The 16556-nt window shown below is 42.9% G+C and carries 17 protein-coding genes and 1 other annotated feature (1 of these 18 running past the window's edge); of the genes, 10 read left to right on the top strand and 7 right to left on the bottom strand.

What is annotated here, in order from left to right; translation table 11 throughout:
* Nucleotides 1–186: a binding site (T-box leader), on the bottom strand; it reaches 63 nt to the left of the window's first position.
* Nucleotides 187–244: 58 nt separating this feature from the next.
* The gene (locus ABWW58_RS04840; protein WP_093671540.1) at nt 245–631 is read right to left on the bottom strand and encodes a DUF3899 domain-containing protein; all 387 of its coding nucleotides are present in this window, start codon (nt 629–631) and stop codon (nt 245–247) included.
* 288 nt (nt 632–919) lie between these two features.
* Here ABWW58_RS04840 and ABWW58_RS04835 point away from each other — a divergent pair, with 288 nt between their 5' ends.
* The 6 genes from ABWW58_RS04835 to ABWW58_RS04810 all read left to right on the top strand — a co-directional run bounded on the left by ABWW58_RS04835 (nt 920) and on the right by ABWW58_RS04810 (nt 6745).
* Nucleotides 920–1357 carry a hypothetical protein gene (locus ABWW58_RS04835; protein WP_353868085.1) on the top strand — a complete coding sequence of 146 codons (438 nt, stop codon included), beginning with the start codon at nt 920–922 and terminating at the stop codon, nt 1355–1357.
* Nucleotides 1252–2595: a peptide ABC transporter substrate-binding protein gene (locus tag ABWW58_RS04830; RefSeq protein ID WP_353868084.1), complete on the top strand. Its 1344-nt coding sequence runs from the start codon at nt 1252–1254 to the stop codon at nt 2593–2595. Before ABWW58_RS04835 ends, ABWW58_RS04830 begins: the two co-directional genes overlap by 106 nt.
* A 182-nt stretch (nt 2596–2777) precedes the next feature.
* Nucleotides 2778–3710, top strand: coding sequence for an ABC transporter permease (locus ABWW58_RS04825; RefSeq protein ID WP_093671544.1), 933 nt, complete (start codon nt 2778–2780; stop codon nt 3708–3710).
* Nucleotides 3707–4714, top strand: coding sequence for an oligopeptide ABC transporter permease (gene opp3C / locus ABWW58_RS04820; protein ID WP_353868083.1), 1008 nt, complete (start codon nt 3707–3709; stop codon nt 4712–4714). Before ABWW58_RS04825 ends, opp3C begins: the two co-directional genes overlap by 4 nt.
* 16 nt (nt 4715–4730) lie before the next feature.
* Nucleotides 4731–5750: an ABC transporter ATP-binding protein gene (locus ABWW58_RS04815; RefSeq protein WP_353868082.1), complete on the top strand. Its 1020-nt coding sequence runs from the start codon at nt 4731–4733 to the stop codon at nt 5748–5750.
* Nucleotides 5750–6745 carry an ABC transporter ATP-binding protein gene (locus tag ABWW58_RS04810; protein WP_177184687.1) on the top strand — a complete coding sequence of 332 codons (996 nt, stop codon included), beginning with the start codon at nt 5750–5752 and terminating at the stop codon, nt 6743–6745. The genes ABWW58_RS04815 and ABWW58_RS04810 overlap by 1 nt, the downstream gene beginning before the upstream one ends.
* 34 nt (nt 6746–6779) lie before the next feature.
* Here ABWW58_RS04810 and ABWW58_RS04805 read toward each other — a convergent pair whose 3' ends face one another.
* Nucleotides 6780–6941, bottom strand: coding sequence for a hypothetical protein (locus ABWW58_RS04805; RefSeq protein ID WP_353868081.1), 162 nt, complete (start codon nt 6939–6941; stop codon nt 6780–6782).
* A 740-nt stretch (nt 6942–7681) separates the two neighbouring features.
* Between ABWW58_RS04805 and spxA the strand changes: the two genes are divergently transcribed.
* Nucleotides 7682–8077 (top strand): transcriptional regulator SpxA, encoded by a 396-nt coding sequence (gene spxA / locus ABWW58_RS04800; protein ID WP_023509241.1) that lies wholly within the window; start codon nt 7682–7684, stop codon nt 8075–8077.
* 239 nt (nt 8078–8316) lie between these two features.
* On the opposite strand, the gene ABWW58_RS04795 is transcribed toward spxA, so the two are convergent.
* Nucleotides 8317–9000: a TerC family protein gene (locus tag ABWW58_RS04795; RefSeq protein WP_353868080.1), complete on the bottom strand. Its 684-nt coding sequence runs from the start codon at nt 8998–9000 to the stop codon at nt 8317–8319.
* Between the two features lie 311 nt (nt 9001–9311).
* On the opposite strand from ABWW58_RS04795, the gene mecA reads away from it, so the two are divergent.
* The 3 genes from mecA to pepF all read left to right on the top strand — a co-directional run bounded on the left by mecA (nt 9312) and on the right by pepF (nt 13279).
* On the top strand, nt 9312–10004 hold the full coding sequence (gene mecA, locus ABWW58_RS04790; protein ID WP_353868079.1) for an adaptor protein MecA: 693 nt from the start codon (nt 9312–9314) through the stop codon (nt 10002–10004).
* Between the two features lie 147 nt (nt 10005–10151).
* Nucleotides 10152–11381: a competence protein CoiA gene (locus tag ABWW58_RS04785; protein ID WP_353868078.1), complete on the top strand. Its 1230-nt coding sequence runs from the start codon at nt 10152–10154 to the stop codon at nt 11379–11381.
* Between the two features lie 83 nt (nt 11382–11464).
* Nucleotides 11465–13279, top strand: coding sequence for an oligoendopeptidase F (gene pepF, locus ABWW58_RS04780; RefSeq protein ID WP_353868077.1), 1815 nt, complete (start codon nt 11465–11467; stop codon nt 13277–13279).
* 60 nt (nt 13280–13339) lie between these two features.
* Here pepF and ABWW58_RS04775 read toward each other — a convergent pair whose 3' ends face one another.
* From ABWW58_RS04775 to ABWW58_RS04760, 4 genes are all read right to left on the bottom strand, one after another.
* The gene (locus tag ABWW58_RS04775; protein ID WP_353868076.1) at nt 13340–13510 is read right to left on the bottom strand and encodes a hypothetical protein; all 171 of its coding nucleotides are present in this window, start codon (nt 13508–13510) and stop codon (nt 13340–13342) included.
* Between the two features lie 81 nt (nt 13511–13591).
* Nucleotides 13592–13957: a YhjD family protein gene (locus tag ABWW58_RS04770; protein ID WP_353868075.1), complete on the bottom strand. Its 366-nt coding sequence runs from the start codon at nt 13955–13957 to the stop codon at nt 13592–13594.
* The gene (locus ABWW58_RS04765; RefSeq protein WP_353868074.1) at nt 13954–15183 is read right to left on the bottom strand and encodes a DNA polymerase IV; all 1230 of its coding nucleotides are present in this window, start codon (nt 15181–15183) and stop codon (nt 13954–13956) included. Before ABWW58_RS04765 ends, ABWW58_RS04770 begins: the two co-directional genes overlap by 4 nt.
* 241 nt (nt 15184–15424) lie before the next feature.
* Nucleotides 15425–16330, bottom strand: a complete 906-nt coding sequence (locus ABWW58_RS04760) for a DsbA family protein (RefSeq protein ID WP_093671566.1) — start codon at nt 16328–16330, stop codon at nt 15425–15427.
* Between the last annotated feature and the right edge of the window lie 226 nt (nt 16331–16556).

Below are 16556 nucleotides of genomic sequence, written 5' to 3'. Positions count from 1 at the left end.
GATTCCATTAAAGAATCATCACCGTTGTAACGTACGGAAAACGTCAATGCCTACTGACGGATTAAAAGTCCGAGGTTCAGATTGAGGCTCAGAAGTCCATTCCCATGCAGTCCGCCACTCGGGTTCCATCAATCCCAAGCTCTCTGAAGACTTTCTGCAGGTACTTCTCTTCATCATTGCACCAAATATGTCTTATTAATGGTGACTATTATAGTCAACTATGAAAAGAAAAGCAAATTGGTGATTAGATAAACCAGGTCAGTAAAATGGAGCAGAGAAACAAGAGAATGCTGTCGACAATCAACGGCCAAGTAATAAGCGCTCGTTTGCCATCACGTCGGTTATATTCTTCTAATGGTGCCTCTGCATCTTCCTCTTGCAGCGCTTTTTTGCGCGTTGCTCGAACAAAACGTTTGAAACTGTAGGCAGCACCATCAAAAAAGCCCCCCTGAATAATGAAAATGATTAAACCTAAATTAAAGAAAAGCAAACTAACAACTGAAAGATAGTTAATAAAGACTAAAAGGGAGAATGGAGCATGGAGCAGCCATAGCAAAAGTAATGCAATAGTTATTTCGATCAGAAAAATAAACATAAATAGAAAACGTACGTTTGTTTTGAAAAGATTCATTAGGGCACCTCAAATAGTTAAACTTTTTATAAAAAAACGCTATTAATATCTATCAATTGTAAGAAATTATAACATAAAGGAGAAAATATATGACTTAAAAAATGGCGTGACATCAATATATTCTGCATTCTCTTCAAAATAAATCCGCCAAATTTTCAAAAAAAGCATGCAAAATGTCAAGAGAACTTGTATAATAGCATCTGTAGGTTGAGCGAACCTCTTATATTGTTGAAATATAGGGGTACAGGCCTAAAAAAAGATAGCAATTTAGGGGAGGTTATTACTTTTATGAAGAAGGCAAAATGGTCACTTGTGCTGACATTTGTGCTAGCATTGAGCCTTGTGCTTTCCGCTTGCGGAAGCTCAAGCAGCAGTGACAGCAGCAAAAGCGGCGCATCAAAATTAGCAGCGAAACAGGATCTGAGATTCGCGATTACTGCTGACATTCCTACGCTTGATCCGAATCTTGCAACCGACACAACGTCAACAAATGCAATTGCAATGACAGAAGCCGGACTTACAAGAATGCATAACAACAAGTTCCAATGGGATCTCGCAAAGGGAGCTCCGAAAGTAAGCTCTGATAAGAAGGTTTATACATTTACGCTTCGCGATCAGAAATGGTCAGATGGCAAGCCGGAACTGCTCAAGACTTTGTTTATGGCTGGCATCGTCAGAACGATCCGAAAGCAAAACCTGCTTATAACTTCCTGTTCGCATCTGTAGGCATTAAGAATGCGGCAAAAGTCGAAAATCCAAAAGACCCACTGTATGGCAAGTATGATAACTTGGGTGTAAAAGCTCTTGATGACAAAACGTTGCAAGTAACGTTGAAACAAGCAGCTCCACCTTTCTTCTACAGCATTTTGTCCCAACCTCAGTTCTTCCCGCAAAGAGAAGATTTTGTTAAGAAGCAAGGCAAGAAATACGCTACTTCAGCTGACACACTTCTTTACAATGGTCCATTTACTCTTTCTGAATGGCAAAAAGGCACAGGCTGGACATATAAGAAAAACAAAGACTATTGGAATGCGAAAGCAACGAAACTCAGCACTGTTAATTTCAAAGTTGTGAAAGAACAAGCAACAGCGATTAACATGTACAAGACAGGTTCAATTGACGAAGTTGGACTTTCTGCTGAATTCGTTGATCAATTCAAGAAAACGAATGCAAAAGAAATTAAAACAGGTGTAGATGCTGGTACTTACTACCTCTACATTAACCAAAAAACGAACAAAAACCTGAAGAACCTTAACTTACGTAAAGCGTTGAATGCCGCAATTGACCGTGACGGCTTAGTTAAGTCAATTCTGAATAACGGTTCTGTAGCATCCAACTTCGTAGTGCCTAAGAACTTTGTTGCAGGTCCGGACGGTAAAGACTTCCGTGCCTCAGCTCCTAATGGTTTCCCTGCAGGATCCGCATCAGAAGCTAAGACATACTGGAATAAAGCTAAGAAAGAGCTTGGTATCAAGACTTTGAGAATCAACTTCTTGAGCCAAGACGGAAGCTCAACACAACAATTGAACCAATATGTTGCGAACCAAATTAATAAGAATCTTCCTGGCGTTAAAGTAACAATCAATGCTCAACCTTGGGCTAACTATCTGAAATTAAATCAAGAATTCAAATATGATATCGCATTTAGCGGTTGGTTCCCAGATTATCAAGATCCGATGACTTACCTTGATATGTGGACTACTGGCAACCCGATGAACACAATTGGTTGGTCTAACAAGAAATTTGATAGCCTGATCAACAGTGCTCAAACAGACACTGCTGATGTTCAGAAACGTTGGGACAGCCTCGTTTCAGCTGAAAAACTGATGATGTCTGAATACCCAATCGTTCCTCTCTATCAATCAGGTCATACATGGGTAGAAAAACCTTATCTTAAAGGCCTTTCATTCCCATCTTATGGTCCTCAAATTGATTTCTCTCAAGCTTACCTTCTGAAACACTAATTTCAGCGGAGCTTAGAAAGATATGTGGGGCATTTTTGAAGGAGAGTATATGTCGGTCCTGGCATATACTCTCCTTTCAATTAATAAAATATTTTTTTGTTAATTTTGTATGTTAAGTTATTTGCATTATCGACTACTCAGAATTAAAAAATAGATATCAATTTTTAGGAGGTCTCAATTCGGTGGGGCGATATATTTTAAAACGGGTCGGCTATATGCTCGTCACTTTCTACGTCGTTGTAACATTGACTTTCCTTGCTATGAAGATGCTGCCAGGTACTCCGTTCAAGTTTGCCAATCGGTTGACGCCAGAACAATTGAACCAGCTGAAACATTATTATGGGCTTGATCAACCGATACCTGTTCAATATGTACACTATATTTGGAATATGCTGCATGGCGATCTTGGCGGTTCGTTTCAGTATGGAATGCAGCCGGTAACTGAATTTCTTGCCCAGAGATTCCCTATTTCGATGCAACTTGGGATTGAATCCATGATTATTGGTACCATTCTAGGTATTGTTTTGGGAATCATTTCAGGAATCTATCGTGGACGTTTTCTTGATTGGGGAACAGTAACGCTTACCGTTGTATTTATTTCGATTCCGTCGTTTATTTTCGCTGCGATTCTTCAGTATTGTTTTTCTGTACAGATCCGTATTTTCCCGGTTATTGGCTGGGACACGCCAATGACACATGTTTTGCCTGTAATCTCAATCGGTGTCGGGGTAATGGCTTCAATCGCTCGATTTATGCGGACAGAAATGGTTGAGGTCTTGGGACAAGACTATATAATAACTGCGCAAGCGAAGGGTCTCAGTACACCAGCTGTGATTTATAAACATGCGATTCGTAATGCAATGATTCCAATCGTTACCGTCATTGGTCCGATGACAGCGGCGGTAGTGACAGGTTCATTGGTTATTGAAAATATATTTGCAATTCCTGGTATTGGTTCGCAATTCATTGATGCCATCATTACAAATGATTACCCAATGATCATGGGAACAACGGAACTTTACGCTGCATTGTTTATTGTGACCATTTTTATTGTGGATATTTTATATGGTGTGATTGATCCTAGAATTCGCGTGTCAGGAGGTAAGCCAGCATGACAACTTCAAATGCAGATGTAACCAAGGAATTATTTGTGCCGGCAGATCTGAATGATTCGGTTAGCGAACAAATTTCGGGTGAAAGTGTCAGTGCATGGAGAGATGCGATCCGTCGTTTTATCACGAATAAAGGTGCCATGGCATCGATGATCATTATCTTCTTAATTGTTGTATTTGCGATTATCGGTCCGCACTTTTTTGGCTATGGCGTTGATGATCAAGACGTTTCCCGTGCCAATCTCCCTCCAAAAATTGGCGCACTCAGCTGGATTCCTGCTTTCAGCGGCCATGAAGGCGGAGTAGATGTTTATAAGGAAAAGAAAATAACCAAAAACTATTGGTTTGGTACGGATCAACTCGGACGTGACTTGTGGACAAGAACATGGATGGGAACTCAAATTTCCTTGATTATTGCCTTGATCGCAACACTTGCAGATGTATTTATAGGTGTGGTTTATGGAGGAGTTTCCGGATATTTTGGCGGCATGGTTGATAACGTTTTGCAACGTATTCTTGAAATCATTGCCGGTATTCCAAGCCTTGTATGGATTATATTACTGATTCTCATTTTGCAGCCGGGCTTGGTGACTATTACCATAGCCATACTTGCGACGAGCTGGCTTTCCATGGCGAGAATTGTCCGTGGAGAAATGTTAAAACTTAAAAATCAGGAATTCGTTTTGGCTTCTCGTACCCTTGGTGCAAATGATGGACGAATTATTTTTAAACACCTGATCCCTAATTCCATTGGAATGATCATCATTAACACGATGTTTTCCGTTCCAAGCGCGATCTTTTTTGAGGCGTTCCTAAGCTTTATTGGTTTGGGAATCCGTTCTCCGCAATCGTCACTAGGTTCTCTGATCAATGACGGATATCAGATGCTGCAAATTCATCCGTATCAGACTCTTTATCCGGGGATTATTATTTCGCTCCTGTTAATTTGTTTCAATATTATGGGGGACGGGCTTCGTGATGCATTTGATCCGAAGCTGCGTCGATAATACGGGAGGTTTAATAATGGATCATTTATTAGAAATAAAAGACCTTAGCGTCGTCTTTCATATATTTGGAGCAGATGTTCAAGCGGTTCGCGGCATCAGCCTACAACTGAATAAAGGGGAAACACTAGCGATTGTTGGTGAATCCGGCTCAGGTAAATCGGTGACTTCTAAGGCGGTAATGGGACTTATTCCCAACCCGCCAGGAGAAATCGCAACTGGCGAAGTCTTGTTTGAAGGTAGAGATTTAGTTAAATACTCAAAGAAACAAATGCAAAAAGTGCGCGGAAAAGACATTTCAATGATTTTCCAAGATCCGATGACCGCATTGAATCCAACCATGAAAATTGGAAAGCAAATTATGGAAGGCTTGATCAAGCATCAAAGCTTATCAAAACATGATGCGAAAAATCGCGCGATCGAACTGCTGCAATTGGTAGGTATACCAAACCCTGAGAAACGTGTGGATGAATATCCTCATCAGTTTTCCGGAGGAATGAGACAGCGAGTGGTGATTGCGATTGCTCTTGCCTGCAATCCAAAAATTCTGATTGCTGATGAACCGACAACGGCTCTTGATGTAACGATTCAAGCACAGATCCTTGACCTGATGCGTGACTTACAGGAGAAAACTGGCACAGCAATTATTTTGATTACCCATGATTTAGGCGTTGTTGCGAACTTGGCACAGCGTGTTGCTGTGATGTATGGCGGTAAAATCGTTGAAACAGGGACTTTGGATGAAATTTTTTATAATCCTAAACACCCATATACATGGGGTTTGTTATCCTCCATGCCGAAATTGCATGCGAAGACAGACAAGCTATTGGCTATTCCAGGAACTCCTCCTGACCTAAGCAATCCGCCAAAGGGATGTCCATTTGCGCCAAGATGTCCGCATGCAATGAAGGTTTGTACTGAGCATATGCCTGCGTACACGGAGCTTTCGGCTACACAGAAGGCTGCTTGCTGGCTGCTTGATGAACGAGCACCAAAAGTAGATCCGCCGGCGACGATTGGTGTGGGAGGAGAATCATAATGGCTGAAAAAACAGAAAAACTGCTTCAAGTGAAAAACTTGAAGAAATATTTTAATGTTTCCCGCCGCGATGTTTTAAAAGCGGTAGACGGAGTAACCTTTGATGTATATAAAGGCGAGACACTTGGTTTAGTCGGTGAATCCGGCTGTGGTAAATCAACGACGGGCCGTACAATCATCCGTTTATATGATCCCACTGAAGGTGAAGTCATTTTTGATGGACAGGATGTTGGCGGAAAACTAAGCCTTAAATCAAAGAAAGAATTATCAAAGCGGATGCAAATGATTTTTCAGGATCCATACGCTTCACTTAATCCAAGAATGATGGTTAAGGATATTATTGCCGAAGGTATTGATATTCATCACTTAGCCAAGTCATCGAAAGAACGCATGGATCGTGTGTATGAAATGCTGGAAACGGTTGGCCTGAACCGTGAACACGCCAATCGTTATCCACACGAATTCAGTGGTGGTCAAAGGCAACGAATCGGAATCGCGAGAGCACTTGCCGTTGATCCGGATTTCATCATTGCCGACGAACCGATTTCAGCGCTTGATGTGTCCATTCAGGCACAGGTCGTCAACTTGCTTCAGGAACTTCAGGAAAAGCAAGGCCTAACCTACCTTTTTATTGCGCATGATTTATCGATGGTGAAGCATATAAGCGATCGCGTGGGCGTTATGTATCTCGGGAATATGGCAGAATTGGCAACAAGTGATGAAGTATATGATCATCCGCTTCATCCATATACTCAATCGCTGCTTTCAGCAATTCCGGTTGCTGATCCTAAGCTTGAACGTACGCGTGAACGAATTATCCTTCAAGGTGATGTGCCGAGTCCGATTGATCCGCCAAGCGGCTGCCGTTTCAGAACACGCTGCCCATTTGCGATGGATGTCTGCGCAAAGGTCAGACCTAAGTGGCATGAGGTAGAAAAAGGACATTGGGTAGCCTGCCATCTTCATGATGAAGGCTTGAAAACCGAAAAAGCTTAAATTAAAAATAATCCCCACGAATGAAACGTGGGGATTATTTTTTTCGATAGTTAACAAATAACTGCACAAAATAACTGATGATCGTGAGTACTAATAAAACCGTGACGATTGACATAGTCAGTAAATGAAAAAATTGATATAAAAGAATAGCAATGACAAGTAACGCGGTGAGGACGAGTGTGATCCGACGTGCCATAAAGTCAGCTCCATCAAGTGTAATTTTTTGAATACTTTTTGTCTCATTCACGTATAGTATAAGAGGAGTGTCCCTGGTTGGACATTCTCGTCTCAACTGAAATGATACGGTGATGTTTTCGCAGCCGATGTCCAAGCTTATCACAATCCAGCTTGAGTCTCAAGTGAACGCATAGGATCAGCCTGTGCAGGACATCTGTACAAGTTGCCGTGTCAAAATTTAACCTTGACAAGCAGACGTGACGGGTTGAGAATAAAGGCAGACAGAGAAGACTCTTGTGACCGGAGATGTACTTTGGACGAATGATTTAAGGAGGCGATCATCAGTGAAACCGAAAGACGTAAGGCGGAGGCGCAAAAATTCCATCAGGAAATGGTTGAAGGAGACATTGGGACAACTGCAACCCAAGTCCCAAGACGCACCGTCAGCGAACTTAAAATTACCGGCGTAATGTTGTGGGGTTAACCATCCACATAGACATAATGACTAATAAATGGGGACTTCCTGAATATGGGGAGTCTCTTTTTACATATTTTGAATCCGGAATACATCGGAAATGAGAATGGAATTAATTAATGAAAATTATTTTTTGTCGAATCACGATGAAAAAAGGCTTGTATTATGATGAAATATGAAATAATTTTCATATAAAAAAGGGTATAAAATTTATAAGAATTATTATATAATAAAAGAAGCCTCAGAGAATAGAACGTTTCTATTTATCCAAAGGAGGGCGAAAAATGGTTACATTATATACATCACCAAGTTGCACGTCGTGCAGAAAGGCAAAAGCTTGGCTTAAGGAACATGACATACCATTCAAAGAACGGAACATTTTTTCCGAACCGTTATCCATTGAAGAGATTAAAGACATCCTGCGTATGACCGAAAATGGTACGGATGAGATCATCTCGACGCGGTCAAAAGCATTTCAAGAATTGAATATTCAATTGGAGACAATGTCTATTCAACAGCTTTTTGAATTGATTAAAGATAATCCGGGCTTGTTGCGTCGCCCAATCATGCTCGACGATAAACGGTTGCAGGTTGGTTATAATGACGATGAAATTCGACGCTTTCTTCCTAGAAAGGTACGTACTTTCCAGCTTCAAGAAGCGCAGCGTTTGGTTAATTAAGTGAAATGCAAACGAACGGATGTCCCTGTATACTGTGGACATCCGTTTATTTATTGTAAATAGTAAACGACCGTCCGCGCTTGCCTTGCGTGTCTGGTCGTTCTATAAGTATACATGATCCCAAGAAATAGAGTGTCGGGTCAACGTTGCGGAACCGCGACTACATAAGCTAATGTCCACTAAGTATACGTGTGCCATGTACGCGATGTGAAAGTATTCATACCTTTGGCAAGCTTGCTTCATGATTTTCTGGCGATTTGAGCGGACGAATAGAGATTGGTCAGCCATCCAATGACGATGAGTGTAATGATCAGTATAATTGGAAAAAGTTTGGAGAGATGTTGAGAAGATTCAAACAGCCAATGAATCTTCGGCTCGCTCATGATCATCTCGGAAGCCGTGTAACCAAGTACACCGCCTCCAACATAGACTAGTGCCGGGAAATGCTCCATAGCGATTAAAATGAGCTTGCTGCCCCAGACAATTATAGGGACGGATACGATAAGACCGATCGCGATATAGCCAATATGCCCCTTTGAAGCACCTGCGATGGCGAGCATATTGTCAAATCCCATGACCACATCCGCAAGCACAATGGTTCGAACGGCCGCAAACATGGACGTGCCTGCACGGACATGATGCTCTTCTTCTTTATTCGTAATGAGACGGATCGCAATGACAAGTAAAAAGAGCCCACCGGCAAGCAGCAGAAACGGGATGTTGAGCAAAGAGACGACGATAGCAGTGAGTACGATTCGTACGATGACCGCGAGGCCCGTTCCAAGGAATATGGCCTCATTCCTTTGCTTCTCAACTAGTCTGCGGCAGGCAAGAGCAATCACGACTGCATTGTCTCCACCTAAAATAATATCTATAAAAATAATTTTTAGGATAAAAAATACAGTATTGAGATCAAAAGACATGCGTTGATAGCTCCTTTCCTCTGTCTCCATTTCAACTTATGCGAACTTGTCCTGAATCATTCCGGCGATCCGCAGTCTAACATTTGTCACCTTTATCGCTTTTTTTGCATAAATAACTGCGCGATTCAATAAAATGAAGCAATTAAACTTATTTTTGTTTGCTTAGGAGGCAAGTGCGGAATATTTATAATACTGATTATTTTTTATTTCAATAGTAAGGGTTTTATCATACAATAGAGGTACAGGATACATGTTGTCCCATTGGCGGTTGGTCACTCCCAAACCTACTGAAGAAGAAGGGAGAGATAGTGATGAAAATCGAACGAATAAATGAAAACACACTGAAATTCTACATCAGTTATTTAGATATTGAAGACCTTGGCTTTGACCGTGAAGAGATTTGGTACAATCGCGATCGTAGCGAAGAACTGTTTTGGCAAATGATGGATGAAGCGCATAGTCAAGAATCCTTCTCTCTTGAGGGACCGCTTTGGATCCAGGTTCAGGCGCTTGATAAAGGCATGGAAATTATTGTGACTCGTGCGCAGATTTCGAAGGATGGATCCAACCTTCAATTGCCGATCTCGGAAGATAAGCATCTGGATATTCCAATTAACGAACGTGAAGATCGCGATGCCGATATGGCTGATGATCAAGCGGTTACTGATGGTGGTGATCAGGAGGAAAATGAGCTTGAGGACGCACAGCCCATTTCATTCATCATTGAATTTGGCGATATTGAAAATCTGATTTCTTTGAGTCATACCTTTGAGGCACATGATGCGATGGACACCGCACTGTATGCTTATAAGAGTCGGTATTATTTACAGGTGACCTTTGCCGATGAACTATCCGATGATTGTCAAGATGATGATTTAAGCAAAATGCTTGAATTTGGGCTTGATACGAGTTTGACCGTTTATGTTCTTCAGGAGTACGGGAAGGAATTGATCCATGATCATGCCTTGCAGACAATAAAATCCCATTTCCCTTTACTTGCATAGTTTGAACCATTCTATAAGTATCTCTTTTAGTTAGGCTTGCCGCTGGCAGGCCTTTTGTTTTTGGGGAGGAAAATATGCTCTGAGCCATGCAGGAACGATCACTATTCATGTAGAATTAATTATTAACACGAATAGGGTGGTGATCCTGTGCTCATCGCGTCAACAAAAGGCGGCGAATCAATCTCGCTTGCTTCCTCTAAATTGTCACGTGAAGCGTTAAAAGCGCTGGAAAAGCACTATGGATTCTATTGTCCGGTTTGCCGAGCACCATTGCTTTTTAAAAGTGGTGAAAAGCGAAGATGGCATTTTGCGCATCAATCCCATCATGCATGTCTCGTGGATAATGAACCGGAAACCGCGGCGCACTTATCCGGCAAAGAGGATCTTTTGCATTGGTGCGAAGATGCTGGCCGATCGCCGCGGCTGGAATTTTATTTGCCGGCATTGTGCCAAAGGCCGGATGTATATTTGCCCGGGATTGAACCTACTGCTCTTGAATATCAATGCAGCCTGATCTCCGAACAACGGTTTGCCGCACGCTCCAAGGGTTACCTCGACGCGCATATTAATCCTGTTTGGATCATCGGTGCCAAGCATTATCATGGACATCGAGACAAGATCCGGCTATCTGGGTTTACTTCTATGGCCATTCGCCAATCCAGAGCTTCTCCGGGTGCACATCCATTTGCCTCATCTTACTATGTCTGTTTTTACGATCCTTCCGCCAAACGCTTCAGCTATTCCTATTGCCTATCTCCAATATCGAAAACCCATTTTATTTCCCAGGAAAGTTGTGTCGCGCTCTCTGAATGCAGGCCGTATCAGTTGCTCGCCCCGACATTTGTCTTCCTATCCGATTCATTTATTTGCAGCTGGCTCACAATGAAGAAAAGAGCGAGATTGGCAGTCACCCAACACAGGACACGTGAAGAATATGCACTGCGCGCTCTAGCTTATGGGTTAAGGCAGCACTTTGCTTACTTTCCGGGCTATGTGGGCTTGCCTCATCACGCGTTCGTTCACTTTGTGAATCCCCCGTTGCTATGGCAGATGTGGCTTTTTCTGCTCATGGGTATTAGTGCACCCGGACATCGTTTCACACCAAGGCGAATCATTCACGAGGCAGTGATTCGTGGCTTGGGAAGTCTTTTCATGCTTCGGAGTCTCCCGCTTTGCACAATAAAAACAGTGGAACAGCTGGTTACCATTTACCTGGAGCAGCTTGTTCGACTGCGTATCGCAGAGAAAAGCAGCGGCAGCTATCGAATCAAACAATTGCCGAAAAGAGAAGAATCAATTTCTGCTTTGCTTAATGAGGATCGCGTGATGCTGAAGCGATTAGAAATGGCACTATACGCAGATCCAATACATGAATAACTAAATTTTGCGTAAAAAGAGAAAAAGAAGTACGATAGATTTGATACATTTTTTGGAAGAGTAATGACAATGGAGGTGCCGCAATGGCGGGTGAAAAAACAACTGCGCTCCCGAAAAGAGAGGCGATCCCGGTTGAAGAGACTTGGGACCTCGAAGCGATCTATCCGGATGTTAATGCGTGGGAAGGTGCATTTCAAAAAGTTGAGGACCTAATCGAGGAAGCGGAACAGTTTAAGGGGAAAATTGGAGACTCGGCTGAGACGTTATACGCACTTCTTAAAAAGCAGGACAAAGTGACGGAATTATTGTACAAGGTCTATGTCTATGCACACATGAAATCAGATGAAAATACGGCAGACGCGACATTTCAGGCACTTCATGACCGCGCCGGGAATCTTGCTGCCGTAGCAGGGAGCAAATTAGCTTTTGCCGTTCCTGAAATCTTAGCAATTGATCCGCAAACACTAAACGGTTTTATTGATAGCAGCAAAGATTTGCAGCTCTATCGGCATGCACTTGACGAAATCATTCGGACACGTCCCCATGTGCTTGATAGTGAAAAAGAAGCACTTCTTGCGGCAGCTGAAGAGGTTACCGATGCTTCATCCACAACATTCGGCATGTTGAATAATGCTGACTTGAAGTTTCCAACGATTAAGGGTGAGGATGGAGAAGACGTTGAAATTACACATGGACGTTATGGTACGCTCATGGAAAGTGAAAATCGTCAAGTGCGCAAAGCTACGTTCGAGGGCATTTATAAGACGTACGGCTCATTTAAGAACACCTTGGCTTCGACATTGAGCGGGCAGGTCAAGCGAGATACATTCTATGCGAATGCACGCCATTACAAGTCGGCACGGGAAGCGGCTTTGTTCGGTAATGATATTCCGGAAACGGTTTATGACAATCTGATTAAAACCATTCATGACAACCTGCCATTGATGCACCGATATGTTGCGTTGCGCAAAAAGGCACTCAATGTTGATGAACTTCATATGTATGATCTCTATGCGCCGCTTGTCCCGAATGCGAAGATCAAAGTGACTTATGATGAGGCGAAGAAACTTGTCATTAAAGCATTGGCACCACTTGGCGAAGATTATTTGAACGTCATTCTGGACGGTTTTAAAAAACGCTGGATTGATGTGCGCGAAACACAGAACAAGCGGAGCGGCGGTTACTCAGGCGGCAGCTACGGTACGATGCCTTACATTCTTTTGAACTGGCAGGATAATGTCGACAGCATGTTCACGCTGGCGCATGAGCTTGGACATTCGATGCACAGCTATTATTCACGTACATGTCAGCCGTATCCATATTCCGATTATTCGATTTTTGTTGCCGAGGTTGCGTCTACGTGTAATGAAGCACTTCTAAATCACTACCTGCTTGAAAATACGGATGATAAGACAAGAAAGCTGTATCTGTTGAACAATCAGTTGGAAGGCTTTAAAGGAACGGTCTTCAGGCAGACAATGTTCGCAGAATTTGAACACATCATCCATGAGAAGGCACGTGCCGGGCAAGCGCTAACCGCCGATCTGCTGACGGAAACTTATTATAATTTAAATAAAACATATTTTGGGTCGGATATTGTTGTTGACAAGGAAATCGGTCTGGAATGGGCACGCATTCCACACTTCTACTACAACTACTATGTTTACCAATATGCGACAGGCTTTAGTGCGGCGTCCGCGCTGTCTTCGCAGATTCTGCAGGAAGGTGCGCCGGCCGTTGAACGTTACAAGAACTATTTGAAATCGGGGAGCTCAGATTCACCGATTGAGGTATTGAAGAAAGCAGGCGTAGACATGGCAGACCCTAAGCCTGTCCAACAGGCAATGGATGTATTTGCCCAAGTTCTGGATGAGACGGAGAATCTGCTTTTTAGCTGAAAATGCTGTGATTAAAAAAAGACAAGGACTGAGGATCAATCTCTTCAGTCCTTGTCTTTTTCATTCTTTGTTGCGCCGGTGCCAAGTCAAGAGACGCACCATTAGGAAAATACTTGTGAAGAGAATGGCTCCGGACACCAGCAGTGATTCCAGATGCATCAGACCAAGCAGAAAATAATAGAAACAGAAAACAGCGATAGCGGCTAGAAAGCAGAAAGCCACTAGTTTCATGAATGATCAACCTCCACAACTTCGCTTAGAACAAGCTTATGATTGTTTTGAAACAAAAATACACCTGTATGTTTGAGAAAACTAGGATCTGAGATAGTCGCGCACACGCTCATGAATCCAGTCCATGGCTATACTTTTTTGGTACACGAATTCAAACAGACGCCCACGGAGGTATACTTCGTAACTGAACCAGTCGCGCTTGGTCATGCGTATATGGCTGCTGAAGAGCTCCTGTTTATTTTTGCACAGATCCTGCGTCACTCGATAGATCATGTCGTCAAGAAGTTCCAGATAGAGTGACCTGAATTTAGTGTTTGTCACCGCGATGACTTTGCGATCGCGTTCAAACGCCATTTTTATAAGCGGTAAAAGCGCGTATTCGGTGACGATTCTTTTTTCATCCTCAGTCATCTCCGAGGAGGGAAGAAAAATTTCTCGATTGCTCATTTGAAATGACCTCCGATTTTACTTGCGCGTGCCCAAAGTTGGCTCGATGGCATGAGTGAGGTTCCGCGAAAGATGGCTGTCTTTCCATATTTTCTATAAATAGTGTCTACCGCAGTGCTCAAATTCGCCTTTTCTTCAAGATGCGCGAAGAGATCCAGCTGATCATTGTTTGACATCGCTTGGAGATCACTAAGTGTGATCGAAGCAGCGCGAACAGGGAGACGGTCCCAACTTTCTGTGAATAGTTTGTTGGCGGCGTGGTAAAGATCCATTCCGAAATTCGTTGCGAAGGGCAGCGTGATTTGACGATGAAAACCGCTGTGTCTCTCAAAGGTCCCGGAAATGCCAACGGAGACAACATGCCCCATATAGCGTTTCGCACGTGCTCGATACGCGACCTCCTCGCTTAGCTCAAGAAGGATGACACGAATATCTTTCATTGCTGAATAGTCATAGGGTAAGGTCATGTGGTGTCCAATTGCTTTTTGTTCCGTAAATGTATCCGGGGAGACAAGAGAACTGTCCAGACCGCGTGCGGTTCGCCACAACAGCTCTCCATTCACGCCCCAACGCTTACGCAGAAAATTAACCTGAAAGCGAGCAAGATGACCGATTTTACGAATGCCCATTCCGATGAAATGCTGTTCCATCTGGTGTCCCACGCCAAATAGTTCGCCGATAGGCAACGGCCAAAGGTACTTCTCTATATTCTTGATAGTTAACTCAAAAATGCCTGTCCGGTTTTTTTTTCCATAATGATCACAGGCCATTTTGGCGAGCACTTTGTTTGGCCCAATACCGATACGAGCGTAAACACCAAAGCGTTCGTGCATGCATTGCTGAATTTTTTGCGCGATAGTTAAAGGTGAACCGAACAACGCTACACTTCCGGTCACGTCAATAAATTGCTCATCAATAGAATAGGGCTCAACAAGGTCGGTAAATTGCCTGAGAAATCGCGTCACGGCTGTAGACACATCAATATAGTGCTGCATGCGCGGCAATTGAATAATTGCCTGTGGACACTTAAGCAATGCCTGGCCAAGAGGTTCTGCGGTGAGCACGCCAAATTGCTTGGCGATTGGGCAGGCAGCCAGTACAATGCCGCTTCGCTGCTTCGGGTCGCCGGCGACAATCAGCGGTTTATCTCTGAATTCTGGAAAATCAACCTTTTCAACAGAAGCGTAAAATGTTTGCATATCGATCAGGAAAATGACTCGATCCATGTGCGACACCTCGATTAATTGAATATGGGTTTATTATACACGAACGGATGTTCTTTTAATACTGGTAATAAAAACATGCGTTCGTAATATTGGGTTTATGAACGGATAAATAGAGGAAAAGAAACAACAGTGGCGAAAAAGAAATAATGAAAAACCTTGCTTCATTTATGGAAGCAAGGTTCTAGCCAAAGTGGCTGTGATTGATGATCGTTAAACGGTACGACGGAAATGCCGTCGCGCATTATTCGGGATGGGTGATATAAGTCCAATATTCACCACTTTTTAGGACAATGGGTTCAATGAACTGCTGTAACTGCAGTTTACGCAGTTCTTTAAGCGCATCTTCTTCAGTCAAATCATAAATGACGGCGACTTCTTTAGTGGTTAGAAAACATTGTTGCTGAAAATAATTGATTAACGGAATGTTTGGAGCAGGTACGGGTAATTCACCCAATAATTCCGTTAAGATCTGCACGTAGACCTGATAAGGATAGTGTCCGTTTACTTTTATGGCCTCCGAATCATTACATGGTGTTGAAAAAACAAAAGTCGGCAATTCAGTAATAGACAATTCATTTGCCAGTTTTCGATCACACTGAAAAGCTTTGATCGGGCGGCAGGAATGATAATCATTTGAAAACTCCTGTTCATTCAATCCGGAAAGCCGGGCGATCTCAAGCAGTTCTTCAAATTCATTCAGCCCCTGTTTTCTGAGAAAAATTTGTTCACGTACGCGTCGAAGGAAGATTTGTCCGACCGCACCTCCTTGGAATTCGGCCGCTTTAATGGCGTAAGCAATCGAATAAGGGGAGGGCGGATTTTCAAACCATACGTCACTGTCGCAGCACATGCCGGTCAGGCGTGCGTATTTGTCCCACTCTTCGGCAATTTGTTTTGCTCGGTGAAACCGACAACAGTTTGCCGTGTCATGTTTGGTTGTAAGCAGAATGCGAAATGTAAAATAGTCATGGTATTGCAAAATAAATTTTTTGAGTAAAGGCTCAAACCCCCAGCATTCCGGACAAAGCGGGTCAATAAAGGCCAGGATCTCAACGCGTTGAAAGGAGTTTTTTTTGACTGTTCTAAGTGTACATGACTCATTCCCCGGTGTTCCTTCACATGTCGATCCTTCATCAAAGCGTGTCATAGAACCCCACCTCTAGAAGAAATTTTAAAAACGGCGCCTGATTCAGATAGGCTTCGCCGGTATCCGGATTGGTCCATCTCATCATATCTTGATTCATTATTAATAAAGTTAACCTGCCTTTATTATATTCTTGTCAGTTTCAAACATTGAGTGAGCAGCAAGACCCTGTGGCCCACCGTTATGGAACTTCTATATTGTAACAAGTTCCGATCACTAAGAGCAACTA

Source organism: Sporolactobacillus caesalpiniae (assembly GCF_040513385.1).
Taxonomy (GTDB): Bacteria; Bacillota; Bacilli; order Bacillales; family Sporolactobacillaceae; genus Sporolactobacillus.
This window is presented reverse-complemented; position numbering and strand designations above follow the sequence as displayed.

Bases quoted from the DNA above. Each gene is read 5' to 3' on its own strand.
- ABWW58_RS04840 (WP_093671540.1), bottom strand. From the start codon at position 631: ATGAATCTTTTCAAAACAAACGTACGTTTTCTATTTATGTTTATTTTT.
- ABWW58_RS04835 (WP_353868085.1), top strand. From the start codon at position 920: ATGAAGAAGGCAAAATGGTCACTTGTGCTGACATTTGTGCTAGCATTG.
- ABWW58_RS04830 (WP_353868084.1), top strand. From the start codon at position 1,252: ATGGTCAGATGGCAAGCCGGAACTGCTCAAGACTTTGTTTATGGCTGG.
- opp3C (WP_353868083.1), top strand. From the start codon at position 3,707: ATGACAACTTCAAATGCAGATGTAACCAAGGAATTATTTGTGCCGGCA.
- ABWW58_RS04815 (WP_353868082.1), top strand. From the start codon at position 4,731: ATGGATCATTTATTAGAAATAAAAGACCTTAGCGTCGTCTTTCATATA.
- ABWW58_RS04810 (WP_177184687.1), top strand. From the start codon at position 5,750: ATGGCTGAAAAAACAGAAAAACTGCTTCAAGTGAAAAACTTGAAGAAA.
- ABWW58_RS04805 (WP_353868081.1), bottom strand. From the start codon at position 6,941: ATGGCACGTCGGATCACACTCGTCCTCACCGCGTTACTTGTCATTGCT.
- spxA (WP_023509241.1), top strand. From the start codon at position 7,682: ATGGTTACATTATATACATCACCAAGTTGCACGTCGTGCAGAAAGGCA.
- ABWW58_RS04795 (WP_353868080.1), bottom strand. From the start codon at position 9,000: ATGTCTTTTGATCTCAATACTGTATTTTTTATCCTAAAAATTATTTTT.
- mecA (WP_353868079.1), top strand. From the start codon at position 9,312: ATGAAAATCGAACGAATAAATGAAAACACACTGAAATTCTACATCAGT.
- pepF (WP_353868077.1), top strand. From the start codon at position 11,465: ATGGCGGGTGAAAAAACAACTGCGCTCCCGAAAAGAGAGGCGATCCCG.
- ABWW58_RS04775 (WP_353868076.1), bottom strand. From the start codon at position 13,510: ATGAAACTAGTGGCTTTCTGCTTTCTAGCCGCTATCGCTGTTTTCTGT.
- ABWW58_RS04770 (WP_353868075.1), bottom strand. From the start codon at position 13,957: ATGAGCAATCGAGAAATTTTTCTTCCCTCCTCGGAGATGACTGAGGAT.
- ABWW58_RS04765 (WP_353868074.1), bottom strand. From the start codon at position 15,183: ATGGATCGAGTCATTTTCCTGATCGATATGCAAACATTTTACGCTTCT.
- ABWW58_RS04760 (WP_093671566.1), bottom strand. From the start codon at position 16,330: ATGACACGCTTTGATGAAGGATCGACATGTGAAGGAACACCGGGGAAT.